We start from the raw sequence: 25470 nt of genomic DNA on the forward strand, positions 1-25470 counted from the left end.
TACTACCGAGTCTTTTGAGCAAGCGAAGGCTTGCTGAGCAGACTTCTCCGTCATCGATGTCGATGCCGGGAAAGCCAGCTGACGCCTAGTCAGCACACCACCAACCCAGCGCGGGGCTGCATGATCCCGCGTGGGGATCATGGCCTCGCTTCAAGGAGCAGACCATGAACGAACGTACCCTTCACACCCTCATCGCCGCTCTGCGTTTCTGGCAGCTGCACGAGGGCCAGCATCCAGCGCCTTTGGTGGATATGGCCAGTAACGACGGTGAGGTCGACCCGCTTTCCTCCAAGGAGATCGACGACCTCATCGAGAACCACCTGAACGCAGGCGGCGCCGACCCGGATTCCTGGTTGAGCGTTAAAAGGGAGGGATTTGGTGTCGCTGTCCTTTTGAAGGACGGCATGCCCACTCTCATCCAAACCGCTGGTTTGCCGGCCGGAGCGCGCGTAAAGGTGTTCAATGAGGTTCACCTCTACGATCTATGCCTGTATGACGATGGCGAGTTGAAGACCCTCGTCGTGCCCACCGGCAACGACCGCATCCATGTCAAAGACGTTACGCCCGATCTGGTACAGATCGACAGCGTCGACGACCTGATGCATCTCGCAACGCGGTAGGTCTGGCGCGCCTGTGCGCGTGCAGGAGGCCTTGCCTCTCATGCGTAGCGCCGGCTGCAGCTACACCCAATACCCCGATCGCGTGATGAGCGTGATCGGCTAATTCAGCGCGTCCTCTCCGGCGTGTTCTGAAATTCAACCCTAGCGGGCATCCATGCCCGCTAGGGGCGTGCGTGCCCGCCTCTTCCGAGGTGAATGCATGACCATCATTCTTCAAGCCGCGAGGCTGTTGGGACCACGCCAGATCGGCCGACGCGCGAGCGTCACCACCGATACCATGAAGATCCTGCTGTGGGAGCTTTCGGACGGTGCGGTTCTGGAGCTTCATCGCGAGGTGGCGCCCGGGAGGCGGCCGCGCTTCACCCTGGTTCGAGAGCGAGGTGATCGCTTCGACGACCTGCTGGTGTACTACGAGCGCGGGCGCGCCCGGGTCTTCAGCCCCAACCGCTACGCAGCTGCGTAGACGTTCCCCCTCTGGTCGCTTCGGCGTCCAGAGGAGGGCTTTGCTGGCGTCGGCCCAGCCGCTTCGCTATAGTCGGAGCGCGCATCGACGCCTGAGCTGGCAGCCCAGCACCCATCCTGATCCGTTCGAGATGGCTTTCCCAAGCCCAGCTTGCGAAAGCGATCTTTTCTGTCCCCGCATGTGCGGTGGCAGATTCCTCAGCTGACCTGGTCAGCATCTCACCCACCTGCGGGGCTACTGGCCCTGCAGGGTCATAGCCTCGCTTCACTCTGGAGCGATCGGCATGAACCTCTACCACTGCACGTTTGAAATGGCTGACTACCGGGTATCTGCCCAGGTAGCTGGTTCGAGCACGGTCGACGCGGCGAGTCGCTTCGTCGTGTCTCCCTTCGGCAAACGGCTATTTCGCCACATCGCACCGCGGGCATCGGCGGCCGGTTCCATCATCGGCTTCTTCGATGGCAGCCGGTACGTGATGGCCTTACCGCTGTGGCGCACTCCGGCGCGCGATCAGTTCGGCAAGCCCCGGTGCCTTGTCTCGGCCTGGAGTCTCACGACTCAGGCCGTCGACGACCTTTGCTTCGATGCTTCGGCGGTTGCCCGTCGCAGCGTCTGCGTTTCCTAACCCCTGGGTGGCCATGTCCCCCTCGGGGCATGACCACCTCCTACTCTCGGAGATAGTCATGAAACTCACCTACACCTGCTCGCTCGTTTCCCGCGGTTTCAAACTGGTTAATCAAGCTGTCGGTTACGACATGCAAGATGCCGCCAGGCGGTTCCTAATGGACGGCATGGGAGCGTTGGCGGTCCAGCGGTTCAATATCGGCATCGTCGAGGACCTTCAACGCATTCCTGCGGCGCACAGCTTGGATCCATTCATCCTGAGCGGTGGCGTCGGTACGCAGCAGCCTTGGTCCCTGACGGTAGCCCAGCAAGGCGAAACCGGTACGGTCAATGTCCTGGTTCGCTACAACGACGACGGAGAGGTCTTGGTCGAGGCAGACAGCCCGATCAATCTCTTCTTCCTGCAGGATGGCGATAGCGACTTCGATAGCGAGGAGGAACCGGAGACCTGCGTCTCGGTGGGTAGCCTCGATCTCTACGTCCAGCGCATCGTGTGCAAACCCACCGATGTCACCGAGCTTTTGGCGGCGTTCAGCCACGTGCCTCCAAAAGGCTGAACAACAACTCAACCCTATCGGGGCATTACCCCCGATAGGGGGTGTGCCTCCTTCAACTGGAGCACATCATGAAATTCCCTAACTCGATCCTGTCTTTCCCGGACCGTGGGCCGTGGGGCAACAGCCGCTACCGCGGCAACTGCAGTGGTCACGTCATCCAGGGCTTCTTCGCCACCTATCACCGGCGCAAGGACGGCCTGGCGTTCGATCCCAGCATTGGCGGAGGCACCTCGGTCGAGGTGGCTCAGGAGATGGGGCTGCGTTTCAAAGGTACCGACCTGCACCAGGGCTTCAATCTGCTGCTGGATGATCTGCAGACGTTCCTGGGCGAGGAGGCACATTCGTGCTTCTGGCACCCGGCGTACCTGGACATGATCCAGTACAGCGGGAACGTCTGGGGTGAACCCAACCGGTGGGACATGAGCCGCATGGCGATGAGGGAGTTCGTGGAGGCGCTGGAGCTGGCCTTGATGAACATCCACGACGCTATGGAGCGCGGCGGTACCTACGGCATCTTGATGGGCAACCTGCGCCGGCAGGGGGAGTACTTCAATCTCTCCTCGCTGGTGGAGCGGGTCGCGCCCGGCAAGCTGATCGATGAGCTGATCAAGGCGCAGCACAACTGCGTGTCTGACCGGCGAACCTATGGCGGCAACGTCGTACGCATCGCGCACGAGAAGCTGCTGGTCTTTCGCAAGGAGCGCGGTTCACTGCATTTCCTGGCCAAGGTCCAGCAGCGCGCTCAGGCCATGCAAGGCATCACCTGGCGCGCCGCAGTGCGTCGGTTGCTGCAGGGTGGCAAGACGCTGCACCTCAAGGAGATCAACACGCAGCTCGAGGCCTTCGCGGCTACCCGAGCGAACAACCATTGGGAGGCCAAGATTCGGCAGGTCGTCCAGGACGAGCGCTATTTCGAGCGCGTCGCGCCTGGCACCTATCGACTCGCGGCATGACGATCTCGCCCCCCACCAGCCTGGCGGAGGGGGGCAGAGACCGCTTCGGCAAGAGCAGCTTGCTCAAGCGGTTTCAGGCAGACCCATGGTGGTCTGTTTTGAAAAGCTGGTACCACCAGCACTTACTAAACCGACGGGGTTTAACAACCCCGTCGGGGCGTTGTTATCCCGTCACAACCGGAGATAACAATGTTGAAAAAAATAGGTCTATTGGGCGCATTCGTCGCCCACGTGCTCGTAGGGGTGCTGTTCTTTCTGATCCTGGCTTCGGCCGCCTTGCTGCTCGCTTGGTTTACCCACCAGGTCGGCACATTGGATTACGGAAAGCCGCTCGTCCCTATTCTTACAGTGCTCGAAAAAGCGGTTCTCTACGGTGACTGTGCGTTTTTTCTGTGGTGGGTGATAAAATCCACCATCAAAGCGTGCAAGAACCTAGACTAAGATCAATTGATGGGTTGCCTGGCAGCCCTTTAATAGGACATCACCAGAGGAAACAGCTATGAGTGAGTTCATTCGTGGCTTCAAGCGCGGCGCAAGAGAGACCATGTACGGCTACTGGGCGCCCGCCGTGGCTTTGTGGAGACTGCTGTCGAGCACTACGGACGATCTGATCCGGAAGGCGAACCAGGCAGAGAAATAGAGCTTTCCTTCTACATCAGCGGCGGTCCAGGCTTGCCTGCGCCGCTGCACCCGTTCCTCTTGCTGGGAACGCCGATGTCGATGCAGGGCCCTCGTGGCTCTGGATCGACGGATCGGAAACCGTTTCGCAAAGCAGGCCTTTGCAAAGCGGTTTCAGCGTGGCCAATGGTGGCCGCGTCGAAAGGCAGCTGATCCTCTATCAGCACATCGATAAACCCTGGCGGGAGCTCTCCCGCAGGGACTGGTCTCGCCCTCTACCGGAGAGACCATGGAAGTCACCGCACCCCACCTTGCGAACTATCTCTACTCAGGCTTCGTCTCGACGTTTTCCGACGTTGAGCGTGAACGGCTCTGCCAGGTGTATCCCTGGGCCAGAATCAACTTTGCCGAAGGAGAGGTGGATGTCCACACGAGCTTTCGCGCCCGCCTTACGGATGGGCGCACGTTGCTGTGTTTGTTCCCTGAGGCCCTTGGCGATCACGTGCTGATCGTCGACACGCCAATGGAGCTGCTCAAGCAGACCCTGATACCGCTCGTGTCCATCGAACGCATCATCTACTCATAACCTCACCCAGCCGGGCCTAGTCCCGGTAGGGACACGGCCTGGCTCTACCAAGGAGCTAGACCATGAATCACAAAAACGCGGTACGTCCCTGTGCCGAAGCGGATGCCCTGAAGCTCGTGCAATCGCTGCGCGCGCTCGACGCCAAACAGCTGCTGCAGGCGGCCGTCGAACGAGGGCTGACCTTCGGTGACTGCATCAACGCTTTTGGCGTGACGCGTGAGGAAAGCGCGTTCGTAAGGGCTGCGCAGAGGGCGCCGGATGACGACATCGAGTTCGACGACCTAACCGTCGTTGCCCGAAGCGAGCGCGGTGCTTTTGTGCACTGCTGGCACTTCGTGCCGAATGCCGCGGCCGGGATTCCTGAGCCGTCGGTGATGCTCGAGGAGTTGCTTCGCTTCGCCTCCAGCATTGAACAACCTCAAAGCATGCGATTGCAGATGTTGAGGGGAGCGATGGCGCAGGTCATGGAAGCCGTGGATGAAAAACTCGATGAGCTTGAGGGCGTACCGTGTGAGGTCTCGCCCATGCGCATTGAGTTTGGGCCCTACGCTCTGGACATCCTCCCTTCTGCCCTCGTCATCGAGTTAGTGAGCGGCGCGAAGGCCATAGGATTTTCGGGTGTTTTAGCTGAGGCACTGCTGAACTGGATCGATTATCAGGGCAACCTGCTCGACCAGTTGGCTGCCGAGATGTTTGTGGCCGCCGCCTGAATCCAGGCCGCGCTGTAAGAATCTTTCACGCGATCATGCGATCGGTGAAGACGATGTAGCTGAGCATCTTCCTTCAGCACTTCAACCCACCGCGGGGATCTCTGTCCCCGTGGGGCAGGGGTCTCTGCATTTTCGATGGAGGCCTGTTATGGGAGACCATAGCAAGAAAGACCCTGCTGTCCGCGTTCCCTGGTACCACCCATTGATGCACTTTGCCGGCCATAGCTTGGTCGGTACCGGCATCTTCCTCATCGTCGCCATGCCGGCGGTGCTGCTGGGATACCTGGTGCACAAGCTGCGGGAGTACAACGTCGCTGAGTTCACGCTCACGGTGCTGTTCTTCCTCGAGCACACCATCCTGGTGGTCGATGCTTTGCTGTTCCTGTCCTACCTGGGCTTCACGTCCTGGAAGGCATTCAAGGAGATCAAAGATGATCACTGAAGGCTCGAAGGTAAGAAGAGCGGTAGCGGAGTTCATCACGGCGGCCCGCGAGGCGCCGCGCATCTACTTCGCTCCGTTACGCGGGGCTATAACCGGTGTCACTTTGCAGTGGCGACAGCTGCAAAACTGCCACCAAAACAGTGGCACAAAGCCGTTGTGATGGCACCAGCCCGGGCGTATGCTCGGGACATGTACTGGCGAGGAGCCGACCATGTTCCGACATCACCTGGTGCGTTTCTTCAAAACCTTCGCTGCTGAGTTCGTCAGCGCTGCTAAGCAGGCGCCGGCGATCTACTTCGCACCCCTGCGGGGCGCGATCAATGCGGTAAAGGCGCAAGCCCGCAAGGCTTGAGCGTAATCCTGGCCAGCCTCTCTTCCGGGAGGCTGTGCTTTCACCGATAGACGTATCAGCGGGCCGCAAGGCCTTTCCCCACGGGACTTATGCTCCCGATGGGGGCAGGGTCCCTCCCAACCAGGAGGTGCACCATGGCCGAGATCATCAATCTGGTGATTGTCGTTCTCGATCTGCTTCTCTGAAGCGATCACTCAAGCGAGTCCCCGCCCACACGGCGGGGCTTGCCTTGAGTCTACTGCGGAGTGCCCATCAGGCAGCCCACAGTGGATTCTCGATGGCGCCATGGTGCGCTTTCGCGATGCAGCAGCTGAGCTCTTCAGCACCGGCCTTTCGTTCTGATAGGCCAACCCTCAACCCGCGCGGGCTTCGTCCCCGCCGGGGCCGGACTCCGCGCTTACCGGAGATCCAGGAATGTCTATCACCACCGCGCTTACCACCATGATGGCCCGCCAGCTCGACAAGCTTGGCTATCCGTCTGACGACGTGCGCTTCTCCCTCGGCTACTGCCAGGGAGACGGCGCAAGCTTCACCGGTACGCTCGACATCAAAAAGCTTGGCCCGCGCCTGGTACCGGAGATTCTTCCGGCGATCTGGAGCGAGCTCAAGGAAAACGCTGACCAGGACGAGGAGCTCACGCTGTCTCGAGGTCCAGGTCGCTATGTACACGAGCGGTCGACGTCCTTGAGTGAGTCTGCGCGCAGCGTCGAAGGCACTGCCGCGGACGTCTACGGCAGCCCAACTCACAAGGTAGCCTTCTACCGCTTCATGAAGGCCCTGGAGGAGGATGTCGTGTCCACCGGGGCGATGCTAGCGCGTATGGGCTATTCGCTCTCTGAGTGCTACATCGAGGAAACCGAGGATCTGCGGATCTTCAAGCTCGATCGCTTTCGTGTGGAGCTCAGCGCCTTCAAGGATGAATCCTACGACCCGTTCGAGTCGGAGACCACGAACGAGGAGTTTGATGAGCGGGTTGCTCAGGTCCTGAAGGGCGATCTGCGCTTCTGCGCACTGGAGGCCAAGGTCTACCTGGTCACCAGTGAAGAGGAGGGTGGCGACATCCTTCTCGCCGGCAAGCACGTCTACGGCGTAGAGCTTCCGGAAGGTCGGCGCGTTTGCTGCGCCGGCCGCGAGCTCATTCACGAAGCTATCGGTACTGCCCGTCAGTACCTCAACTCGCTGTCCCTACCGCGCCTGCGGCAGGCAGCCTGATCCAACCAACCCCAGGGGGGCTTATCCCCCTCTGGGGGCGAAGTCTCTCTGGACCACTCCCCAGCGCCGGGGCTTCCCCAAGCTCCCGTCTCGGGGGTTTCGGGAAGCCCCGGTGCTGGGCTTTACCTGGAGGTCCATGATGAGAAATTTGAAAGCGAGTGTGGTGCGTGACGCGGCAAAGGTGCGGGGCTGGGATTCCATCCTGGAAGATCTATGCCCTGAGATCGATGCACGCGCATTCAGCAAGGTGGGGCGCCATGTCGCCTGCCCTGTGCACGGCAAGACTGGGCGCAAGGGCGATGGCTTCCGCTTCTTCCGCAAGGACTTTCACGAGTCCGGCGGCGGTATCTGCAACACCTGCGGTGCGTTCCCGGATGGCTTCGCGCTGCTGCAGTGGCTCAAGGGTATCGACTTCGCTGATGCGGTATCTCTGGTGGGTGACCGCCTGGATATCCGCTCTACCGATGACGAGAACGTGCAGGAGCGTGTCAACCGGCAGAGCCTGCCCCAGCTTCAAGCCCGGCGCGAGGCCGCGGCCGCGAAGCAGGCGGAGGAGGACACGATGCTGCGCAACCGGCTGAACAAGATGTGGGCGGAGACCATCCCGCTGACTCATCCTGATGCCGAGCCCGCGCGGTTGTACCTGGCCAGCCGCAAGATCCTGATCTGGGATCGCAGCGGCCTCGAAGGCACGGTGCGGTTTCACCGGGGCCTGGCCAGCCACAACGAAGATGGGCGCTTTGAAGGCGAGTACCCGGCGATCGTCGCCAAGGTCTCGAAGGCGAAGATGCCAATCACCCTGCACCGGCACTTTCTCACCGCCCGCGGCGAGAAGGCACCGGTGGAGAACCCGAAGAAGATGTGCGCCTATCCCAGTGATCGTCAGGTCACCGGTGGCGCGATCTGCACCGGGCAGTGGGATGCCCCGGTCGTCGACCTGTGCGAAGGCCTGGAGACTGCGTTTGCGATCGAAACAGGGATGGATCTTGCTGTTCGGGTTTACCCGGCGGTGAGCGCCACCTTGCTGGAAGCGTTTGAGCCTGGGCCGTCGACCAAGCTCGTTCGCATCTGGATCGACAAGGACCGGTCAGGTCGTGGAGAGGAAGCTGCCAAGGTGCTGCGCAAGCGGCTCTGGGAGCGGAACATCCAGCTGCAGGTCTTCGTGCCGCCGCTTCCCATTCCGGAAGGGGCCAAGGGCGTCGACTGGAATGATGTGCTGTTGCAACTGGGGCGGATGGGCTTTCCGCAGTCGGCGAGGAGGGCAGTTGCGTGAGCAGTTACCTCTTCGATCCGCGGATTGTGCCCACGGCACCAGGTAGCCACGGTATCGACCCCTTCGCGCCACCGGCAACGTTTGCCGGCGGCCCGGAGGAGTACCGCGCGCTGGTCAGGGATCGGTACCGGGAGCACTACGGCCGGTACCGGATCCTGCTGCACGTAAAGGCTGCAGAGGAGGGCGCCACACTGACCTTCCTCGGGCCCTACGCGGCAGAAGCACAACTCATCATCAACACCTTGTTCGGTCAGACCGAGCATCCTGAAAGGGTCAGCGCACGCTGACCCTTTTTTTTCGTCTGGCGATCAGCCTGGGCGCCTTTCGTCTCGCAAGGCACGCGCCGGTTGCCAGGTAGCTGGTCCGTTTAATACTGTATAAAAGAACAGCCCCATGGGACCTGTGGAGATGGCCCGCACCTCACCGCCGGCGTTGACGCCCTATGACCAGCTCGCCGCACGGGTTCACAGGCAAGTCATGAGTGCGCCTGGCGTCCGAGAAAAGCACGTCCACGTTGAGCGACGCGACGCGCGAGATCAGGACTGGGATCAGCTGCTCGAGGCGATCAGCGAGATGGAGGGCGTCATCATTGCCCATCGCGATGACGGTAGCGTCGACCTGTTCTGGAAGGTCAGCTACGACGAGTTCTAAGTGATCGTATGACGCGCTGGCAGGTTCGACCCAGAACCGCGCTAGAATCGGCGTTTGCAATTTTCAAAAGGCATGGAGACTAGGTTCCAGTTACCTGCCGAGATCCAAACGATGACCTATAAAGTTTGCAAAGTGAGCACTGCGGCCACGGACGTGCCAGGCGTCTATAACGTCCTGTTCAATGGCGACGACCGCTTCTTCCGCCGGATCGAGATCCACCTGAGCCGAGACCTGGGCGACAACGTGCTCGACTTCATCGAGCTCTACGGCCTGTGGTGCGCCCTCGTGCAATTCGAGCTGGCCGGCCACCAGCGTACCTGCGGAAACCTTAAGCTTGTGGTGTCTCGCGGCGCGGTGAAGCGCCTGCTGCTCTCGGACAGCTCCAAGGGCGAGCTCTACGAGACGTCGAACGCGCTGCGCACTCAGTTCTTCGGCCTGAGCGGCATCAGCGTCGAGAAGAACAAGCCCTGGACCCGCGAGGAGCATCTTGCCTTCTGCGTGCAATGGGATGGAACACCCCCTCCGCAGCCGTCGGTGGAGAACCCAGTCTTCGGCAAGATCTATCTGACCCATCACACCCTTGTCGAGTACCTGGACGAGACGAAGGGTGAGTGCAAGCCGGAGAACGTTTTCCCACGACTGGCCCGGGTAGTCCGTGACCTGAATCGCGAAGTGACGCTTCCTCCCGAGGTACTTCGGCATAAGCAGCATCGGCACGCCGGTAACCAGGACGGCGTGCGGTACCTTGGCAGCATGGCGGGCTGGCAGCTCGTGACGAGGCCCGCGTTGGACCAGTCGGGTCTGCTCGCGATCACCGTATACCAGAGACAGGGGTACTGAAGGATCCATGGAAGCAGGGCTCAAGCGATACCTTTCCAAGCTACGGCCGGAGCTGCTCGCGATGGTGCGCGCCGTCGAGCCGGCGCTGTGGGAAACGATTCGCGACGCTTCGGAAGAGGAGCAGGTCGCCGCGTTGGCCAACTCCTACGCGGTCATGCAGGGCATCAGCCACCAGGCCCTCGGGCAAGCAGGCTTTGAGCAAGGCAGCCTGATTCAGCGGCGGGGGGAGCAGCGTATCTACCGCCTGCAGATCATCAAGATCGACTGGGACGCTCGCGGTCGGCCCGAAAGAATCTTTTTCTACGGGCACGACTCCAGCAAGGGCAATGCTCAGATGGATCTGCTTGGCAAAAGCAGTGAGTTCACCAGCATGCGTACTGGACTGTGCATCGACGGACCTGACCTGCTTAGGTTCATCAGGTAACTCCAGGGCGGCGACCGGCGATCGATAGGTGGTGAGGCGTCACCCAGCGAGGCCTCCGAATGGAGGGCCCGCACGTCAGCGGCGCGATCGAATCTGGTTGAGCTTGAACGCGCCTCAACGACGCAGCATGTCCCGCAGTCGCTTAGCCAATGAACAGCCGTGCCGCGACCATAAGCGCCAATCCTGCGCCCAGGGCGAGCACCTGCTTCGCTCGACGGCGGTTCTGCAGCAATTGATGCAGGCCTCGTTCGATCCAAGCTACGGGTGAGGCGCCTCGGGTGACGACGTTGGCGAACTGCATAGCGCCCAGTACGGTGGCCAACGCCATTACCGGGCCTAGCATGGGTACGGCGCGTCCCCACATCCAGACAAACCCCGCGGGCAGCAGGCTGGGAAACACATGGCGCAGCACCAAAACGCCGCTGCCTCTTCGAGTCAGGCGCCGTGGCAACATCCTGGCGCTCATTGCGACATCTGCTGGCGCGAGCAGCCGTGATAGGTCCGTCCACAGGCGCATGAGCCAGGTGGCGGGCAGCACAAACGCCAGGGGCACGACCGCTAGCGGTGCTACGAGCAGTATCCCGAGGCTTTCGCCGAGGGTCTTTTCCGGGTTGGCGATCAGCATGATGGTCAGCGCTAGGGACAGCATCGCCCACAGGTAGACGTAGCCCCAGCGCCAGTAGCCGCGTGGCATCCAGGATCGCCACTCCGCGAAGTAAGGTTGCTGCAGAGCGGCTGGTATCTGGGAGAAGGACGCGATGTCCTCTTCCAACGCTATGCAGGCCTGCCAGTCTTCTGTCGTGAAGCTATCGGCCCACTGTCGCCGGCGGCGGTCGTCCAGGTCGCCGAGCAGGAACCACGCTGCCCGTTGCCCGGCTGTTTTCGCCGGCGCGGCGAGCTGGTCGCGCAAGCTCGCCTCCAGTGCGTAAGCATGGCAACGCCCTACCATCACGGCCCAGCGCTTGACGCTGCAGGGCAGGTGGCCACGCTCTTCGCTCCAGACATTGAGTGCGCATACCCGATCAAAGAAAGCCGGCGTCCAGTGCCCGTCGTTCTCCAATAGCTCGAACACGTCGGCCTGGAACCGGGTCCGGCGGTCGAGTGGTTGCAGCCAGTCGCTTTCCAAGGCCACACGAAGCTGCTTATAGGCCTGCGTCTCGAGGCCCTGCGCGAGGGCCTGACGCATCTGGTCAAGCACCTGGAGGGCGAGCTGGTTGGCCAGCACAGCTTCCTCACGCAGACCCAGGTAGTCGGGCTGGGCCAGGGTCAGCCAGTGGAGATTGGCTTGCGCCCAGGCCAGGGCTTGCAGGTCAGCGCTGTTCAAGCACCGCTGCAGGAGCTGTCGCTGAAAAGCAGCCTCCAGGCCTTCGCGCCTGGCTGTCTCCCAGGCCAGGGTGAGGTCACCCTTGAGCAACCCGGCGAGGCGACTGGTGGCGTCTGGAAGTGGCTGCTCGGATAGGCGCTGGAGGGAAGGCTCTGTGGGCGGTTGTTCTGCTGCGCGCTGGATCGGTTGGACCGGTGCGGCCAGCGGAGTGCCGTCCATCTTAGGCACAGGATCGACCGGCGTCGCTGCTGCGGGGGAGGGTGAGTACACCCATTGAGTGGCCTTGGCCCCTTCGTCCAAGCTTGCCGGCCGACTGAGCTCTGCCAACGCGCACTCGTAGGCCTGCCGCAGGCGTTGAAAGGCTTCCGGATCCGTATCGGGTCGGTGAACCTTCAGGAGACGCGCATAGACGCGCTTGAGATCCCGCTCGGTGGCCGCCTGGGAGAGCTCCAACAGGTCAAGTTTCATGCCTGGCCTCAGAGACGTCGTTCGAGACGATCCAACCGCTCCGCCAGCGACTTGCGGGCATCGCGGATCACGCGCTCATCCTGGGTGTCGAGCGCTCGCTGGAAATCTTGCGCCAGGCCGCCGGCCCGCTCCCGGAGGTCACCCAGGCTTTCTTGATACAGGCGCTCCAGCCTGGCCATCAGCACGCTGTTCACCTGCTGATCGCGAGGATGCACCTTGAGGGCGGAAAGCGCTTCCAGGCGCTGCGCGATCTCTTCCGGGCTCAGGACGCCCGGGTTGTTCTCGATGACCAGGCTAAATCTCTCGCCGGTCAGCGGCACGTGTGCCTCTGCCTCCAGCAGCCCGTTGTTGTCATAGGTAAAGCGCACCTCGATTCGCACCTCACCCGCCCGGCGCGGTGGCACAGGTACCTCGAGCTCGCCCAGGTAGATGTTGTGCTTCACCAGCCGACTCTCGCCCTGGAAAATGCAGAGCTTCACCGCGGTCTGATTGTCGTCGAGCGTGGAGACCGTCTTGACCCGGCTGACTGGGACTACGCTGTTGCGCTCGATGATGGGAAGGTAGATCCCATATTCCCGCCGGAGGTCATCGCCTGACGTCGTTTCGATGCCGAGCGTGTAGGGACAGACGTCGGTCAGCACCACTTCGTCCAAGGAGGCGTGCCTGGCCTTGAGCGCGGCTTGGATCGCGGCGCCCTGGGCCACGACTTCATCGGGGTTGAGCTGCATCGACGGAAAGCGGCCGAACAGGCCGGCGACCAGGCGGCGTATCAAGGGCATACGGGTGGTGCCGCCTACCAGCAGCACCTCATCCAGATCGGCGGCGTTGATCCGTGCGTCCCTTAGCGCGCGCTCAATCGGGGCGCGCATTCGATCGAGGAGCGGCTGGTAGAGAGCCATCACCTCATCCTGAGTGATCTCCAGGCTCCACTCACGGCCGTGCTCGTGGATAGCAAACTGCGCCCGGGGCTGCTGTCCGAGCTGGTGCCGCACCCGCTGTGCTTCACGGCGCAGGCGCTGCGCCAGCGCGCCGGTGGTGGCGTCAGACAGGCCCGCGGCCGCCGGCGCCGCCAGGAAGTGCGCGACCAGGACGTCGTCGAAGTCTTCACCGCCGAGGAAGTTATCGCCGGCGCTGGCGCGGACCTCCATCACCCCTTCGAACAGCTCGAGGACCGACACGTCGAAGGTCCCGCCGCCTAGGTCGAACACCAGGAAGGTCGTTTCTTCCTTGTGGTGCAGACCATAGGCGAGGGCGGCGGCCGTAGGCTCGTTGATAAGCTTCTCCACCTTCAGTCCCGCTAGCTCGCCGGCGATACGGGTGGCCTTGCGCTGGGCATCGCTGAAGTAGGCCGGCACGCTGATCACCGCTTCGGTCACCGGCTCGCCCAGGAAGCGCTCGGCATCCTCTTTGAGGCTGCGAAGGACCAGCGCAGAAAGCTCCTCCGGGCGGTACGGCCGGTGCCCTAGCAGCGTTTCTTGCGCGCTGCCCATGTAGCGCTTGAACAAGGCGGTGGTCATCTGCGGATGTGTCTGCAGGCGCTCGCGGGCGATGTCGCCAACCACCAGCTGGCCATTGTCGTCCAGGCCAACCACGCTTGGGGTCAGCACCTTGCCCAGTGCATTGGGGATCAGCTGGGCAACTTCGCCGCTCCAGACGGCGACCAGGCTGTTGGTGGTACCCAGGTCTATGCCGATGATCATGCTCGCTCCTTGCGCTATGCGGACCCGCGCAGGTCCCGTCAAAGGCCGTTATTAGAACGGCTACCACCTGGAGGGTAAAGAATCAGCCGATCGCGCGTTCCGAGCGGGGCGTCAGCGGCCGGCGAAGGTGCTTGCTTCACCTGGGCCAGTAAGCCCGCAGGCGGTCTTCGGGAACGCAGCGCGGTCATCCGGTCAAACAGTGTGGCGCGGCCGAAAGGCCAGCAGCACCAGGTGGGACTTCCCGGAGGCGACAGGGCATGTGCAGTCACTATGAGGCGCCGACGCCGGCGCGGTTGAAAAGCGCGTTTGGCGCGCCCTTCGACGAGCAATACCAAGGCGAGCTATGGCCCCTCTACATGGGGCCCTTCGTCCGGCTGAACACAGTCGAGGGGGAGGAGGATGGCGCACCGGAGTACGACATCTCGGTAGGCCAGTTCGGCTTGCTGCCTGGTTGGGCAAAGGACAGGAAGCTCGGGCGCGGCACCTACAACTGCCGCTCGGAAACGGCCGCCACGAAGAACTCCTTTCGCACGGCCTGGAAGAGGGCCCAGCACTGCATCATTCCAGCGGCGGCGATCTATGAGCCAGATTGGCGTAGCGGGAAAGCGTTGCCGACACGGATCGAGCGCGCTGACGGCGGCCTGATGGCGATTGCCGGCCTGTGGGAGGAATGGAGCGATCCCGACGGTAAGGGGCGCTTCAGCTTCACCATGCTGACCGTCAACGCTGACGATCACCCCTTCATGAAGAACTACCACCGGCCTGAGGACGAGAAACGGATGCTGGCGATACTGCCGAATGGGTCGATCAAGGACTGGCTGATGGCATCGGCCGAAGCCTCGACGGGCTTCCTGCGCCAGTATCCCCCGGACCGCCTCCAGGCGGCTTGAGCGCTCCCAGCCTCTCGTGTCCACCGGCGCTGCGAGCGATGCCGTGCCGGTTTGACTGGGAAGGGGTAGCATTACCGTGAGTACGCAGGCGAATCAGCGAGATTTGATCATGAGCGAGAGAGAGAACCTGGAGCTTGAGTCCCGGCGTCTCCAGGTAGAAATGCAGCGGATGATCGTCCAATCCATGAGAGATACGGCCGAAATAAACCGGAAGAACCTGGAAATGCTCTCCAAACCAGCTTGGCGATCGGCCGAGTATTTCTGGCTCCCGCTGGGCATCGGCTCCGCCATGGCCTTGATTCCGATGGCAGTCGTTGTTCTGCTACACAAGATGTCTTAGCTCCCCGTCGGCCTATCTTCTATATCGAGTTTTGAGCGAGCCAAAGCCGTTCGGAGATATTGGGGAATGAGTAGCCATGCGTGATCTCCGACAGACGACGCTGCTCACCCCACGCCGCCGCGGCTACCAAGACTACTTGGCCGGCTTGGGCGACCCCTGCCCGTACCCGAACAACACCGTCCAGACGATCGAATGGTGGGATGGCTGGGTGATTGCCGAGCGGATCCTTCGAGAGCTTGATGAGGACGCCCCGGTTTCTGGAATTTGAAATCTGAGGGCCAGGGGCTCAACAGCTGCTCAGATCTCAAGGGATGCGCTGTAATTTTATATAGGATCTGGGTCGTCAAGGTAAGGGGTTCGAGGATTGGAGAAGTAGTAACCAATCGCCGCAATAGTCGGAACGTGAGCTCTATAATTTGGCTGGCTTACTAAGTCTTTGCAGTAGTCACTAACGTACTCTTCATCAAAGTAATACATTCTGAAGAGCATAAACGTTGTGTTCTCTTTTTCGAGCAGCCTCCGTAATTCTGTGGGCAGAGCGATGGCACAGACATCCAGCATGTTTACGGATTTAAAATATTCTTTGTATTCGTCTAGGTATCTGTGGCGATACTGCATCTCTGCAGCGTTGACGTTGGCTGCAGTTAGGTCCCCGTGACTTATTGAATCCCTGATCAAGCCGGTGAGGGTTACCTGCTCCAGTTTAGGACTTAACTCGTTCCACAACATGTCCTGCCAAGCGATTCTAAGCACACGCTTTTCAGGGCCTTCCCTAAGATCTTCGTAAATCCCATGAAAATTGCCTCCAAGATTCGCCATCGTGCTGACAAAATCGCATAGTCCCGTGATTCTTAGGTCTGTTGCAGAAACCTGGCTCAACACCCAGGACATTTTGCTGATCTGTGACTGTGCAGCGTTCATGAATACCATCTGCTGCTCTTTCTCAGCCTGCTCGCTGGCTTGTTCATTGGCCTTTTTAAGTTGTTTGAAACCAACCCAAAACGCCCCTACTGTTGCGAATTGGCCTAGGGCTTGAATTACGTCATTGACACTTAGAGGAAGGCCAAGTTGCTTTATATTGCCTCGCTCAAAGTATAAGCCTATAATCAAAGGAACAGCAGTGCATGTGGCAGATAGTAATATACGGTTCCGACTGCACCAAGACTTGAAGCGGTTGATATTCAAAGCGATCCCTGCGAAATTGCAATTGATTGCAAAATCCTAGTGTATCCGAATTTGGGCAGCGAACACCGCTCTCCCGAAGTAATATCATCCCGATAGAGCGACGCGCGCTCATGGGCAACCCCGCCGGCACCGCCGGCAGCAACCAGAGGTAACAGTATGAAAACATGTGTGGTCTACGGCAGCATGGGTTCGGAGCGGACGTCCGACCAGTACCCCACGGTAAATCTTTGTGACGACTGCTACAGCGATCGCCGATCCAAAGGAGCAGATTCGGAGGTCGTCACGGCGAACGCGACCTACGAAGCGGACCTGGGTGATTGCGACGACTGTGGCAAATCCGCCGCAGACGAAGCTCACGAGCAGAGTTGATGTCAGCGCCCGGACGTAAAATGCGCGTCCGGGCACCCTGCCGCGGCGCGCGTCGACCTCGCATAACAGTGTCTATGCTTCATGCTTGGAATAGCTTTCAGGCCCAATGGTGTGCGCAAGCGAAAGCTTGACTTAGCTTTTGACTGCGGTTTGAAAATCAAAATGCCGCGTTTTGAAATTTCCTACTTTCCGAACCTAGCGCGGGATATTTTTCTAATTCGCATAATCATAATTATGTTAAATTGGATATGGGTTTTGCGTGATAGCCGCTCTTCGCCATCATCAGTTCATTCTTAAAGGAAATTAAGAAGACCTGACAATTATCTCCTACTTCTTCCAAAGCAGGTCATACATGTCTTTCTTAGCAACGCCGAGTAGCTCATTCTTATAGTCAGACCTACAAAAATCCAAAAGTGTCCTTTCAGCGGTTATAAAAAAGCCTAATCCAAAAACCTTCTCGAGTTCCGGAATGCGCTCCGGCCGATAGATACGCAGACGGGAGGTCAGCTTTGAAACCTCCTCCTGGTGTTTCGCTAGGCGCTCTTCCATAAGGAACGTATTGATGGAGTTCCTTGCTTCTGCATAATTAATGTTTTCAGAGTCGGGTGCAGAGATCATAACCTTTGGAGTTGCTGTAATACCTTCAGCCATTAGATAGCTCAAGTAGTCATCTACATCGAGTTTATGGGATACGCTTTCAGTGCTACAGTAAGGGTGTAAGTGAGGTATTTCAAAAAAATTTTTCGTTGACTTTAAGCTTGAGTTGCAGGGATGACAGCTTGGAACCAGGTTGTACAAAGCGAGTGAGAGGTAAGGATAGTAGTCTTGTGAATAAAAGTGGTCGAGCGGCGGTCTTAGGCTAAGTTCAGACGAGGTTGAGATTATTGTATCTATATTAGTAAGCTGACAGTACGGACAAAGTTTGTATATCGCACCGCTACAGAGCGCATAAGCGTTCCACCCTGGCTTCGATTTGCTAGAAAAATAGCTATAGTTGAAAGTTTTTTTGCACGCCATATGGAAATTATTTCTTTCCTCGTCACTCAGCTTTACAAGGCGGCTCTCTATATCAATTATTATTGCTTTGAGTCGATCTGCAGGTGCAAGAGCTATTTCACCTCCGTAGTCCCTTATAAAGTGATCAAGTAGAACGCAAGAATGCGGTTCACTTTTTTTAATAACGTCCTTGATATATTTATCATGTTTTTCCTGAATCTTTCTTGGCCAGCAATCTGTGATATTTATAAGCATGGCTGTTAATCTTTTCTAATCTGTTCATTAAGCATTGCCATAAGCTGCTTACGCAGCGCAGGATCACCGATTACAGAAATCTGGCTAGGCGACACTTCCTCGCCATTTCGAATCCTATCGATTAGCTCCCTAATAATCTTCGCTGTGAAGCTACCTATAGTGCCAGCATTGGCAATTTCGCGCATTACTGTCTCCACTGGAGCACCGAAGGTTGGCTGATCACTGTCTTGTGGAATATCCATAATTCTTTTTATGCTATCCTTGTCTTCTAAATTTACAACAAACTCTCTCGGAAAATCTGACATCAACACTGGGGAGTGCGTGGTGACAATAACCTGGACTGTCTTAAACCAAAGTTTTATGTTGGCAATGGTCTTATCTAGATAATTTATGTAATGCTGCTGCCATTTCAAATGCAAAAATGCATCGCCTTCGTCTATTAAAAGCAGTAGATGCTCATTTTTTGGATTTGGAGCCAGATCGGCAACTGCCTGCGTTATGCTCGCGAACTGATCGAATAGGGCCGCGGCTCCTGAGCTGAGTTGGTTGAACTTAGTAAAGCCAACTCTCGATATGTCAATGTGATGTAATAGGGCGTGTTGACTATGATTTATTTCATGTAAGTCATTCTCTAAAGTTCTATCTCTTAGTATTCTTGATACATGGCGCAGGGTGCCAATCGCTGATCTAAAAGCCGTTCTTGATTTGGTTCTTCTTTGAGATATATTTTTAATCCGGTTTATGCTTATCGTAAATCCCAGATCTTCTAATAGCTGAAGATCTCCGCCAAGACTGGCTTTGCAAGACCTCTTTGCGGAAACATATGCCCTTAACCTTATTGCATAGTCGTCTCCTGCTAACGCTTTATATGTTGTTAAAAATTTAGATCTTAAGTGTTCTTGTTTACTCCTAAGATTGAGAAACTCTGGGCTGTCGTAGGTGGCTTTCGTTTCACGTAGTTCTAAATGGACATGCTCTAAATAATCATACTCGTTCTGGATCTCCACAAATAAAGAGTCTTGAATAAACCTTCTTCGGGCGATTAGGGTTAGTAGGTTTTCTATGTCGCGATCTGTAATCGGATCAAGCTTTAAATAGGATAGGATATTTATTTTGAATTCTTGTTTAAGTTCCTCCGCTATGCGTGTCTCAGTATCGGTAAGAGATTTGGCCAGTTTAGATGGCCGTGGTACTAGCATCTTTAAGTGAGGGTCTGAAACCGGCGTTTCTCTCAGGTATGGAACTGGCGTATAGTAAATTATGCACGTTTTATATTTTTCTTCAGGATGATCGAAGGCAACACTGTCATGCGCTTTTCTGTCGCCAGAAAGGATTTGATTCATAAGCGAGAACAGGCAAGCTGTTTTGCCTGAGCCATTTGGCCCTACCAATAACGTCATCGAGTTGGCCTGATATAGGCTGTCTCTTCCGAGGTTTATAGTTTTAGAACGATGTAGTTTAATTTCTCGTCGCTCATGAAGAAAAGACCTGATCAACTGTTTCTCCTTAAGTGTTCGATGTCTCGTGTGTAGTGCTTATTCATTGCTTGGATTGATTTATTTGTACGGCTTCGTCCTGCGTTAAATCGAATATATTGGGCTTGCCTTACGCCGGCAGGAAAGCGCTAGCCGATTCGGAACTACCGAGCCAATGATCGGCAGGCCAAAGGTAGCAAAGACTATCAGGTCATTGCCTTCCACCTGAACGAGCCCTAGGTGGGCGCAAACCCGCCGCATCTACGTCACGCTGCTCCTTAGCATGTCCTCATCATATCGGTCGGAATGACGAGTCATGCTGCATCCCCAAAACACCACTCGTGATGCTCTTTCACTGCCGCATGGTCATCAGCGCCAAGGCGAGCTAAGCCCTACCCTCGCGCGCCTTGCCGCGGCCTACGGTAAGGCGATGACGCCCGAGCAGATCGCCAAAGAGTTGGAGTACAGCGCCACCTATGTGGCGAAGAAGATCGGTGCCGCCGGCTACGAGCACCTGCCCTGGGTCAAGGCGATAGCCCCTCATCGGCGAAAGCGCGGCCTACGCTGGGTCTACGCGACCGAAGCCGTCGCGAAGTACCTGGACACTCCCCAATGAGGCGGACCGTGCACATAGCGTTGTTCAGCGCTCTGTGGGTGAGCCTGGCTCATGGTCAGGCCGGTGCTCCGGCTCCTGCTTCCCCGGGCGCGAAAGATTCTTTCGCTGCACCTGGTAGCGAGAGCTTCTACCGAGGAAAGGCCGAGGGGTGGTTCTGGTACAAGGACCCGCCCGAGGACGAGCCTGAGCTCGAGGTGAAAGCGCCGCTCCCTCCTCCACCGCCACCCGCGCCGATGCAAAAGGCCGAGCCGCCGGCGGCGCCTGCAGCGGAACCTGGCCCCGAGCTGTTCAGCGTCGCCTGGATCCGCGACAACCTGCCCAAGTACCGCGATCGCGCGATCGATAATCCGACCGATGCCAACGTGCAGGCCTACTACTACCTGCAGCGCGTCATGATGGACAAGTCGTCCAAGTTCTCCGAGCGGTCCAGCCAGGTGATCATGCGTGATCCGTTCCTCGACGAGGACAGCCGGCGGCCGGTGGCCACCTATGCGGCGAACGCGCTCAATCGGGAAGTCTCGAACAACCGGGACAAGGTGCTCAAGGGCCTGGCCAACAAGGTCGGCCTGTTCTTCTTCTTCAAGGGCAACTGCGTGCTCTGCGCTGAGCAGGCCGCCGTGCTGCAGTCCCTGACGGCGGCCACCAGCATCCGGATCATCCCGGTCTCGCTGGACGGCGCGCCCCTCGACAATGGGCTGTTCGCGAACTACCGCACGGACGATGGTCAGGCCAAAAAGCTTGAGGTCTATCAGGCCCCTGCCCTCGCCTTGGCGATCCCGCCGGGCCGGACCGAGATTGTCGGCTACGGCGCCATCACCCTGGACGTGCTGTTCAACCGGGTCCTGATCGCTGCGCGCGAAGCCTCGCTCATTGACCAGAAGACCTTCGCCTCCACGCAGCCCTTCTTCGACAACGGCCTGCTGACCCTCGAGGACAACGATGGGCTCAGCCAGGACCAGATCGACCAGGACCCCGCCGCGTTCGTTGAGAGCATGCGCCGCAAGCTCGCCCGCAAGACCATAGATGGAGAGGTGCCCCATGAGGCGCAGCAGTAAGCAGTCGTTGTGCGCAGCCGTGCTGGTTGTGGCCCTCGCGCCCCTGGGCGCCTATGCCAACATCGAGAGCCAGCTGGACTCGATGTTCAACTCGATGTCCAACAGCACCGACCCGGGCATGTACCAGACGGCAACCCGAGGGGTAGTCAGTGGCGGCTCGATGCGGATCCGCAACCAGATCGCGACGGCGCCGGTCGTCTCCTTCCGGCCGCCCTCCTTCCAGGCCGGCTGCGGCGGCATCGACATGTTTGCTGGCTCCTTTTCGTTCATCAACGCTCAGCAGTTTGTTCAGTCGCTACGCTCCATCGCCTCCAACTCGGTAGGCGTAGCGTCCGGCTATGCGTTCAAGCTAGCGCTCAAGGCGATGGGGCCGACGGTAGAGAACACCATCGCCAACCTGCAGGAGACTATGCAGGATCTCAACGGCCTCATGTCCAATAGCTGCCAGCTCGCCCAGGGCCTGGTGACGGACGCGTTCTCCGCGTTCGAAGGCAAGGACAACATGCAGACGGCCACGGGGAACACCGTGAAAGGCCTTGCTGACAGCTTCGGCTCGCTGTTCTCCGGCAGCACCAACTCGAAGTCGCCGACGGAAGAGAAGAGCAAGGCTGGCAACTTCGTCAGCTGCGAGGACACCGGCAACGTCGTCTGGTGCGCCATGCAGCAGTACAACAGCCAGCAGTTCTTCAAGTACGGATCTCAGCAGACCGACGAGATGATCATGTCCTTCACCGGCTCGGTAGTCATCACCGGCCTGGTGGACGCGGCCGATGGTAAGGGGCAGGTACCCGAGACCAAGCCGATATTGCCGACCAGCATTTCGCTGCAGGACATCGTCGAGGGGCAGAAGACCCAGACGGTGCCGATCTACTCCTGTGCCGGGGACACAGCGGCGTGTCTGGCGCCCAGTATCAACCCGATCGCTTTCGACGGCTTGGCGGAGAAGATCATCAAAGGCTTCAATGGCTCGAACGGCTCCGTCGGCATCGTGAACAAGTGGGCGACTAACACAGGGGCGTTCACCAACGATGAGCAGGCCATCCTCAACATGATGCAGAAGCCGGGCTTTGCCGGCATGGTCCAGCGCCTGTCGCAAGGTAGCGAATCGATGGCCCGCGGCTTCGTTTCTGCCCACGCGAAGATGCTCGCGCTCGAAGGCGCGTATTCGCTGGTGAAGTCCTACATCGACTCGGCTGAGACAGTGATCACCCGCGGCAAGATGGTCGACAAGCTAGGCAAACCTGCCGGGGAATTCATCGGTACCGCACGTGACCGCTTGGTGCAGGAGCATCAGGCGCTGCTGAGCCGCTACGGCAACGAAAACGACCTGGTGCTCGATTACGAGGCGCGCATGAAGGTGCTGCCCACGCCTGCCGCATTTATCAACGTCGAAAAACCTGTGCAGGGAGCTCAGTAATGGAGTTCTCAATCTACTCGGTAGGGTCGGCGACCTACCTCGAAAGCATCCTCAACGCCGTGGCAATGATCTCGGGATCGGGCAGCATCGAATCGTTGGCCAAGGTCGGTCTGTTGATCGGCGCCCTCTTCCTTGGCTTCCAAGCGGTATTCAAGAACCAGGCTATCCCTTTCCAGCAGGTGGGCGTGGCCCTGATCCTGTACATGGCACTCTACGGCCCCACCGGCCGGGCGGTCGTGGAAGACGTTTATGACGGCACAGTCGTGGTCGTCGACAACGTGCCGATCGGACCGCTGTTCGTAGGGTCCGTGGTGTCCAACATCGGCTACAAGCTGACCAGGGAGATGGAGCAGGCCTTCTCCACGCCGGCCATGACGACCTACGGGTTCGCCGACCCCCTCACGACCTTGATGAAGGTGCGCGGCGCTACCCGCAATGTCCTGGCGATGCCGTCTGTGATGGGCGACACCCGCGCCGGGGGAGACTTCGTACGGTCGTGGATGACCTATATCAAGGAGTGCACCCTGGTTGGGGTAGGCCGTAACGTGGCGGCCTACGGGGCCCTGATGCGAAGCAACAACCCTGTTGATTCCATGAGATTCGACAGTCAGGTTTATGGGACAGAAATCTTCGAGGGCAACACCGGCGTCGGTACCTACTACAACTGCTCGGAAGCGCACACACATCTCAAGGCGCTCAGCGCTTCAACGCAGAGCGGCATCATGGACGATGTGGCAAAGCTGGCGTTCCAGAAGCCTGGCAAGACGGTCACCGGTGACGATGTCACCACCCGGGTGGACGATGCACTTCGCGGCTTGAATCTCCAAGTGGCAGACGCCCGTGCCTTCACCATGGCATCCGTGCTGCTTCCGATCTTCGAGCGCGCGCCAGCACAGAAGGCCCTTGAGGACCAGCAAGGTGCCTACGCCATCATGCTCAGCCAGGCTCAGGCGCAACAAGCCACCCAGTGGGCTGCAGAAGGCTCGATGTTCACGCGCTATGTCCGGCCATTCCTGACGTTCTTCGAAGGCCTCATCTACGCCATCACCCCCATGATGGCGTTCCTCCTGGTGATGGGTACCTTCGGGATGAATCTCATCACCAAGTACATCACCATGCTGTGCTGGATGATGCTGTGGCAACCCATGTTGGCCATCGTCAACCTCTATACCAACTGGTACACCGGCACGGTGATGGAGGGGCTGCTCGCGACCACCAGCAGTGTCACGGACGGCAATGCCCTTTCGTTCGAGATGATGAAGCAGATGATGCCTGCCCTGGACAGCGCGATCGGCGTTGCCGGCTTGATGGCATCCTCGGTACCAGTGATCAGCATGTTCCTAGTCACCGGTAGCGCGGTCGCGTTTACCAGTATGGCTCAGCGTCTCGGGGGCTCCGATCAGATCAACGAGAAGATCGTATCGCCTGACGTTGTTACACCGTCCGCGGGCCTGCAAACGACCCCTCATGCCACGAGCGACTACGATAAAGGCCTAAGGATCAATGGCTCCGAAAATCAGCGTGGAACCATTGATATCTCGCAAGGCCTCTCCAACACCATGCAGAGCCAACGGGCCCAGGCAGAGCAGTCGTCTGAGACCTTCAACAAGCAACTGATGAGTTCTTTCGCAAAGCAGTTCGAATCGGCGAAAACAATCGGCGAGCAGGCCGAGGTCGGAAGAGCGATGCAGAGCGCTTTCGGCTTGAGCCGCAATGCGGAATTCAATAGCGGGTACCAAGCGGCTAAAAGTAGCGGGCTATCAAGCAACCAGATTGACGCAGCAGTTGCTGCAACTACACTTTCTGCTAACGGAGCGCTGAAAGCGCCGATGGGGGCTGTCGGATCTGCTTCCGTGGGAGTTGGCGGCAGCACTGCCTCGAGCATCCAAACAAGTGACACGCAAAAGTTAGAAAGTGCGGTGAGTAGTCTGAAGTCTTCGGGACTCAGTGAAACAACAAAAAATGCTATCGATAAAACCGAAGGCTACAAGGTAGCAGAGAACTTCCAAAATTCGGAACGCCTCGGGGTATCTCAATCGGATCAGGAAAGTCTGTCCCGCTCTGCACAAAAAGCTATTTCCGATAATAAGCAATACTCTGAAACTGCTGCATATCAGAAGAGCGTCGGCATGTCCGAAAATATGGGCGTTGACTCTTGGGCAGGTCGTGCGATTCGCGAAGGCAAGGCTGATTCCTTGGTCAATGAGGCAATGAATAAATATCCTCAGGACTTCAAGGAGCAGCACGCACTCAACGCAAGTATGCTTGATCCCGAGCGCCGCGATGTCGGCGCGGCGTTGATCACGCTAGGTAAACACAATGACCTTGGTGTACTGGCCCGGCCTCCATTGAATCACGACGAATACAGCAACATTCGCCAGCTACAGCCACGGGAGTTCTCGGACATTCAGCGCCCCAACACCGAGGGCGTAGAGCGCGACACCGCTAATGCGGGTCACGAGGTGTCCAGCGGTGACTTCGCGCAGCGTCACAGCGCTGGTTATGCGAATGCGTCAGGCCCAGCAGCCACGAAAGCGGTCGGCGATGCCTGGAAGAGCCACGACCGTACGATTGAAGGCTCGGGCCAAGCCTATGCTCAGCGCGCGATGCACGACGAGCGCGCCGCTGCGGAAGGCAGGCTTCGGGATAAGTCCAGAGACGTCGATAACCGCGGCGAGTCCCTTACCAACATCGCCGGCTCGGCTATTGACCGTGCACGTGATTGGGCAGGCCTCAAGCCTCAATTTGAAGCGTACAAGGCGAGTGCGGAGAACCTGGGGCTGCAGGGCGCTCAACAAGACGTCTATGCGAGTGCAAAGCTGGGGCATCTGGACAATGCCGAAGTGAAGCAAAAGTGGGACGGGTATGTAAAAGAAAAGGGGATGGACAAAGAGCTGGCGGCGGGCATGTACGAAAACATCGTTCAGGCTGCTCGGTCCAATAACGGCAATGGCGCGCTAGGCGACGTTATGACGTTAAATCGTGCGGATGATATCGTGGATGACGTGAACCTTCGAGGGTTACAAAAAGGCCACTAAATAAAGCCCGCGTAAGC

At 58.6% G+C, this 25470-nt stretch carries 29 protein-coding genes; 24 read left to right on the forward strand and 5 right to left on the reverse strand.

What is annotated here, in order from left to right; genetic code table 11:
- The first annotated feature begins 164 nt into the window (after window positions 1–164).
- The 17 genes from FEZ61_RS22070 to FEZ61_RS22150 all read left to right on the forward strand — a co-directional run bounded on the left by FEZ61_RS22070 (window position 165) and on the right by FEZ61_RS22150 (window position 10325).
- A complete protein-coding gene (locus FEZ61_RS22070; protein ID WP_064307013.1) occupies window positions 165–620 on the forward strand; it encodes a hypothetical protein in 456 nt (151 codons plus the stop codon).
- A gap of 199 nt (window positions 621–819) precedes the next feature.
- A complete protein-coding gene (locus FEZ61_RS22075) occupies window positions 820–1083 on the forward strand; it encodes a hypothetical protein (RefSeq protein WP_064307012.1) in 264 nt (87 codons plus the stop codon).
- Window positions 1084–1366: 283 nt separating this feature from the next.
- A complete protein-coding gene (locus FEZ61_RS22080; protein ID WP_064307011.1) occupies window positions 1367–1708 on the forward strand; it encodes a hypothetical protein in 342 nt (113 codons plus the stop codon).
- A gap of 58 nt (window positions 1709–1766) precedes the next feature.
- Window positions 1767–2264 carry a hypothetical protein gene (locus tag FEZ61_RS22085; protein WP_064307010.1) on the forward strand — a complete coding sequence of 166 codons (498 nt, stop codon included), beginning with the start codon at window positions 1767–1769 and terminating at the stop codon, window positions 2262–2264.
- Window positions 2265–2332: 68 nt separating this feature from the next.
- Window positions 2333–3217, forward strand: a complete 885-nt coding sequence (locus tag FEZ61_RS22090; protein ID WP_064307009.1) for a hypothetical protein — start codon at window positions 2333–2335, stop codon at window positions 3215–3217.
- A gap of 189 nt (window positions 3218–3406) precedes the next feature.
- Window positions 3407–3658 (forward strand): hypothetical protein, encoded by a 252-nt coding sequence (locus FEZ61_RS22095; protein WP_064307008.1) that lies wholly within the window; start codon window positions 3407–3409, stop codon window positions 3656–3658.
- A gap of 58 nt (window positions 3659–3716) precedes the next feature.
- Window positions 3717–3857, forward strand: a complete 141-nt coding sequence (locus tag FEZ61_RS22100) for a hypothetical protein (protein WP_156522274.1) — start codon at window positions 3717–3719, stop codon at window positions 3855–3857.
- Window positions 3858–4124: 267 nt separating this feature from the next.
- Complete coding sequence (locus FEZ61_RS22105; protein WP_064307007.1) at window positions 4125–4421, forward strand: hypothetical protein; 297 nt, start codon at window positions 4125–4127, stop codon at window positions 4419–4421.
- Window positions 4422–4483: 62 nt separating this feature from the next.
- Window positions 4484–5131 carry a hypothetical protein gene (locus FEZ61_RS22110; RefSeq protein ID WP_064307006.1) on the forward strand — a complete coding sequence of 216 codons (648 nt, stop codon included), beginning with the start codon at window positions 4484–4486 and terminating at the stop codon, window positions 5129–5131.
- Between the two features lie 148 nt (window positions 5132–5279).
- Entirely contained in the window at window positions 5280–5573 is a 294-nt protein-coding gene (locus tag FEZ61_RS22115) for a hypothetical protein (protein WP_064307005.1), read from the forward strand.
- A 211-nt stretch (window positions 5574–5784) separates the two neighbouring features.
- On the forward strand, window positions 5785–5925 hold the full coding sequence (locus tag FEZ61_RS22120; protein ID WP_156522273.1) for a hypothetical protein: 141 nt from the start codon (window positions 5785–5787) through the stop codon (window positions 5923–5925).
- Window positions 5926–6339: 414 nt separating this feature from the next.
- Window positions 6340–7137 carry a hypothetical protein gene (locus FEZ61_RS22125; RefSeq protein ID WP_064307004.1) on the forward strand — a complete coding sequence of 266 codons (798 nt, stop codon included), beginning with the start codon at window positions 6340–6342 and terminating at the stop codon, window positions 7135–7137.
- Window positions 7138–7273: 136 nt separating this feature from the next.
- Window positions 7274–8410: a toprim domain-containing protein gene (locus FEZ61_RS22130; RefSeq protein WP_064307003.1), complete on the forward strand. Its 1137-nt coding sequence runs from the start codon at window positions 7274–7276 to the stop codon at window positions 8408–8410.
- On the forward strand, window positions 8407–8697 hold the full coding sequence (locus tag FEZ61_RS22135; protein ID WP_064307002.1) for a hypothetical protein: 291 nt from the start codon (window positions 8407–8409) through the stop codon (window positions 8695–8697). The genes FEZ61_RS22130 and FEZ61_RS22135 overlap by 4 nt, the downstream gene beginning before the upstream one ends.
- Window positions 8698–8818: 121 nt before the next feature.
- Window positions 8819–9061, forward strand: coding sequence for a DUF1654 domain-containing protein (locus tag FEZ61_RS22140; protein WP_231893021.1), 243 nt, complete (start codon window positions 8819–8821; stop codon window positions 9059–9061).
- Window positions 9062–9172: 111 nt separating this feature from the next.
- Window positions 9173–9901, forward strand: coding sequence for a hypothetical protein (locus tag FEZ61_RS22145; protein ID WP_231893020.1), 729 nt, complete (start codon window positions 9173–9175; stop codon window positions 9899–9901).
- A gap of 7 nt (window positions 9902–9908) precedes the next feature.
- Window positions 9909–10325 (forward strand): hypothetical protein, encoded by a 417-nt coding sequence (locus tag FEZ61_RS22150; RefSeq protein ID WP_064306999.1) that lies wholly within the window; start codon window positions 9909–9911, stop codon window positions 10323–10325.
- A 142-nt stretch (window positions 10326–10467) separates the two neighbouring features.
- On the opposite strand, the gene FEZ61_RS22155 is transcribed toward FEZ61_RS22150, so the two are convergent.
- Both FEZ61_RS22155 and FEZ61_RS22160 read right to left on the reverse strand, forming a co-directional pair.
- Complete coding sequence (locus FEZ61_RS22155; protein ID WP_064306998.1) at window positions 10468–12117, reverse strand: J domain-containing protein; 1650 nt, start codon at window positions 12115–12117, stop codon at window positions 10468–10470.
- An 8-nt stretch (window positions 12118–12125) separates the two neighbouring features.
- Window positions 12126–13817, reverse strand: a complete 1692-nt coding sequence (locus FEZ61_RS22160) for a molecular chaperone HscC (RefSeq protein WP_064306997.1) — start codon at window positions 13815–13817, stop codon at window positions 12126–12128.
- Window positions 13818–14074: 257 nt separating this feature from the next.
- Here FEZ61_RS22160 and FEZ61_RS22165 point away from each other — a divergent pair, with 257 nt between their 5' ends.
- The 3 genes from FEZ61_RS22165 (at window position 14075) to FEZ61_RS22175 (ending at window position 15315) form a co-directional block, all read left to right on the forward strand.
- Entirely contained in the window at window positions 14075–14707 is a 633-nt protein-coding gene (locus tag FEZ61_RS22165) for an SOS response-associated peptidase family protein (RefSeq protein WP_173150425.1), read from the forward strand.
- 109 nt (window positions 14708–14816) lie between these two features.
- Complete coding sequence (locus FEZ61_RS22170; protein WP_064306995.1) at window positions 14817–15047, forward strand: hypothetical protein; 231 nt, start codon at window positions 14817–14819, stop codon at window positions 15045–15047.
- 76 nt (window positions 15048–15123) lie between these two features.
- The gene (locus FEZ61_RS22175) at window positions 15124–15315 is read left to right on the forward strand and encodes a hypothetical protein (RefSeq protein ID WP_064306994.1); all 192 of its coding nucleotides are present in this window, start codon (window positions 15124–15126) and stop codon (window positions 15313–15315) included.
- Between the two features lie 56 nt (window positions 15316–15371).
- On the opposite strand, the gene FEZ61_RS22180 is transcribed toward FEZ61_RS22175, so the two are convergent.
- From FEZ61_RS22180 to FEZ61_RS22190, 3 genes are all read right to left on the reverse strand, one after another.
- Window positions 15372–15977: a hypothetical protein gene (locus tag FEZ61_RS22180; protein WP_064306993.1), complete on the reverse strand. Its 606-nt coding sequence runs from the start codon at window positions 15975–15977 to the stop codon at window positions 15372–15374.
- A gap of 951 nt (window positions 15978–16928) precedes the next feature.
- Entirely contained in the window at window positions 16929–17852 is a 924-nt protein-coding gene (locus FEZ61_RS22185) for a hypothetical protein (protein ID WP_156522272.1), read from the reverse strand.
- A gap of 5 nt (window positions 17853–17857) precedes the next feature.
- Window positions 17858–19348: an AAA family ATPase gene (locus FEZ61_RS22190; RefSeq protein ID WP_082900358.1), complete on the reverse strand. Its 1491-nt coding sequence runs from the start codon at window positions 19346–19348 to the stop codon at window positions 17858–17860.
- 295 nt (window positions 19349–19643) lie between these two features.
- On the opposite strand from FEZ61_RS22190, the gene FEZ61_RS22195 reads away from it, so the two are divergent.
- From FEZ61_RS22195 to FEZ61_RS22210, 4 genes are read left to right on the forward strand one after another with little or no spacing between them, the layout of a single operon-like run.
- Window positions 19644–19943, forward strand: a complete 300-nt coding sequence (locus FEZ61_RS22195) for a hypothetical protein (protein WP_064306990.1) — start codon at window positions 19644–19646, stop codon at window positions 19941–19943.
- Window positions 19944–19951: 8 nt separating this feature from the next.
- Window positions 19952–20998: a conjugal transfer protein TraF gene (gene traF / locus FEZ61_RS22200; protein WP_231893019.1), complete on the forward strand. Its 1047-nt coding sequence runs from the start codon at window positions 19952–19954 to the stop codon at window positions 20996–20998.
- Window positions 20982–22415, forward strand: coding sequence for a conjugal transfer protein TraH (locus FEZ61_RS22205; protein ID WP_064306988.1), 1434 nt, complete (start codon window positions 20982–20984; stop codon window positions 22413–22415). The genes traF and FEZ61_RS22205 overlap by 17 nt, the downstream gene beginning before the upstream one ends.
- Entirely contained in the window at window positions 22415–25453 is a 3039-nt protein-coding gene (locus FEZ61_RS22210) for a conjugal transfer protein TraG N-terminal domain-containing protein (RefSeq protein WP_173150427.1), read from the forward strand. Before FEZ61_RS22205 ends, FEZ61_RS22210 begins: the two co-directional genes overlap by 1 nt.
- Window positions 25454–25470: the final 17 nt, after the last annotated feature.

This window comes from Pseudomonas sp. MS15a(2019), assembly GCF_013277805.1.
In the GTDB taxonomy this organism is placed as follows: domain Bacteria; phylum Pseudomonadota; class Gammaproteobacteria; order Pseudomonadales; family Pseudomonadaceae; genus Chryseomonas; species Chryseomonas benzopyrenica.

Coding starts and splice junctions, on each gene's coding strand:
- FEZ61_RS22070 (WP_064307013.1), top strand. CDS start 165: ATGAACGAACGTACCCTTCACACCCTCATCGCCGCTCTGCGTTTCTGG.
- FEZ61_RS22075 (WP_064307012.1), top strand. CDS start 820: ATGACCATCATTCTTCAAGCCGCGAGGCTGTTGGGACCACGCCAGATC.
- FEZ61_RS22080 (WP_064307011.1), top strand. CDS start 1,367: ATGAACCTCTACCACTGCACGTTTGAAATGGCTGACTACCGGGTATCT.
- FEZ61_RS22085 (WP_064307010.1), top strand. CDS start 1,767: ATGAAACTCACCTACACCTGCTCGCTCGTTTCCCGCGGTTTCAAACTG.
- FEZ61_RS22090 (WP_064307009.1), top strand. CDS start 2,333: ATGAAATTCCCTAACTCGATCCTGTCTTTCCCGGACCGTGGGCCGTGG.
- FEZ61_RS22095 (WP_064307008.1), top strand. CDS start 3,407: ATGTTGAAAAAAATAGGTCTATTGGGCGCATTCGTCGCCCACGTGCTC.
- FEZ61_RS22100 (WP_156522274.1), top strand. CDS start 3,717: ATGAGTGAGTTCATTCGTGGCTTCAAGCGCGGCGCAAGAGAGACCATG.
- FEZ61_RS22105 (WP_064307007.1), top strand. CDS start 4,125: ATGGAAGTCACCGCACCCCACCTTGCGAACTATCTCTACTCAGGCTTC.
- FEZ61_RS22110 (WP_064307006.1), top strand. CDS start 4,484: ATGAATCACAAAAACGCGGTACGTCCCTGTGCCGAAGCGGATGCCCTG.
- FEZ61_RS22115 (WP_064307005.1), top strand. CDS start 5,280: ATGGGAGACCATAGCAAGAAAGACCCTGCTGTCCGCGTTCCCTGGTAC.
- FEZ61_RS22120 (WP_156522273.1), top strand. CDS start 5,785: ATGTTCCGACATCACCTGGTGCGTTTCTTCAAAACCTTCGCTGCTGAG.
- FEZ61_RS22125 (WP_064307004.1), top strand. CDS start 6,340: ATGTCTATCACCACCGCGCTTACCACCATGATGGCCCGCCAGCTCGAC.
- FEZ61_RS22130 (WP_064307003.1), top strand. CDS start 7,274: ATGATGAGAAATTTGAAAGCGAGTGTGGTGCGTGACGCGGCAAAGGTG.
- FEZ61_RS22140 (WP_231893021.1), top strand. CDS start 8,819: ATGGCCCGCACCTCACCGCCGGCGTTGACGCCCTATGACCAGCTCGCC.
- FEZ61_RS22145 (WP_231893020.1), top strand. CDS start 9,173: ATGACCTATAAAGTTTGCAAAGTGAGCACTGCGGCCACGGACGTGCCA.
- FEZ61_RS22150 (WP_064306999.1), top strand. CDS start 9,909: ATGGAAGCAGGGCTCAAGCGATACCTTTCCAAGCTACGGCCGGAGCTG.
- FEZ61_RS22155 (WP_064306998.1), bottom strand. CDS start 12,117: ATGAAACTTGACCTGTTGGAGCTCTCCCAGGCGGCCACCGAGCGGGAT.
- FEZ61_RS22160 (WP_064306997.1), bottom strand. CDS start 13,817: ATGATCATCGGCATAGACCTGGGTACCACCAACAGCCTGGTCGCCGTC.
- FEZ61_RS22165 (WP_173150425.1), top strand. CDS start 14,075: ATGTGCAGTCACTATGAGGCGCCGACGCCGGCGCGGTTGAAAAGCGCG.
- FEZ61_RS22170 (WP_064306995.1), top strand. CDS start 14,817: ATGAGCGAGAGAGAGAACCTGGAGCTTGAGTCCCGGCGTCTCCAGGTA.
- FEZ61_RS22175 (WP_064306994.1), top strand. CDS start 15,124: ATGCGTGATCTCCGACAGACGACGCTGCTCACCCCACGCCGCCGCGGC.
- FEZ61_RS22180 (WP_064306993.1), bottom strand. CDS start 15,977: ATGGTATTCATGAACGCTGCACAGTCACAGATCAGCAAAATGTCCTGG.
- FEZ61_RS22185 (WP_156522272.1), bottom strand. CDS start 17,852: ATGCTTATAAATATCACAGATTGCTGGCCAAGAAAGATTCAGGAAAAA.
- FEZ61_RS22195 (WP_064306990.1), top strand. CDS start 19,644: ATGCTGCATCCCCAAAACACCACTCGTGATGCTCTTTCACTGCCGCAT.
- FEZ61_RS22205 (WP_064306988.1), top strand. CDS start 20,982: ATGAGGCGCAGCAGTAAGCAGTCGTTGTGCGCAGCCGTGCTGGTTGTG.
- FEZ61_RS22210 (WP_173150427.1), top strand. CDS start 22,415: ATGGAGTTCTCAATCTACTCGGTAGGGTCGGCGACCTACCTCGAAAGC.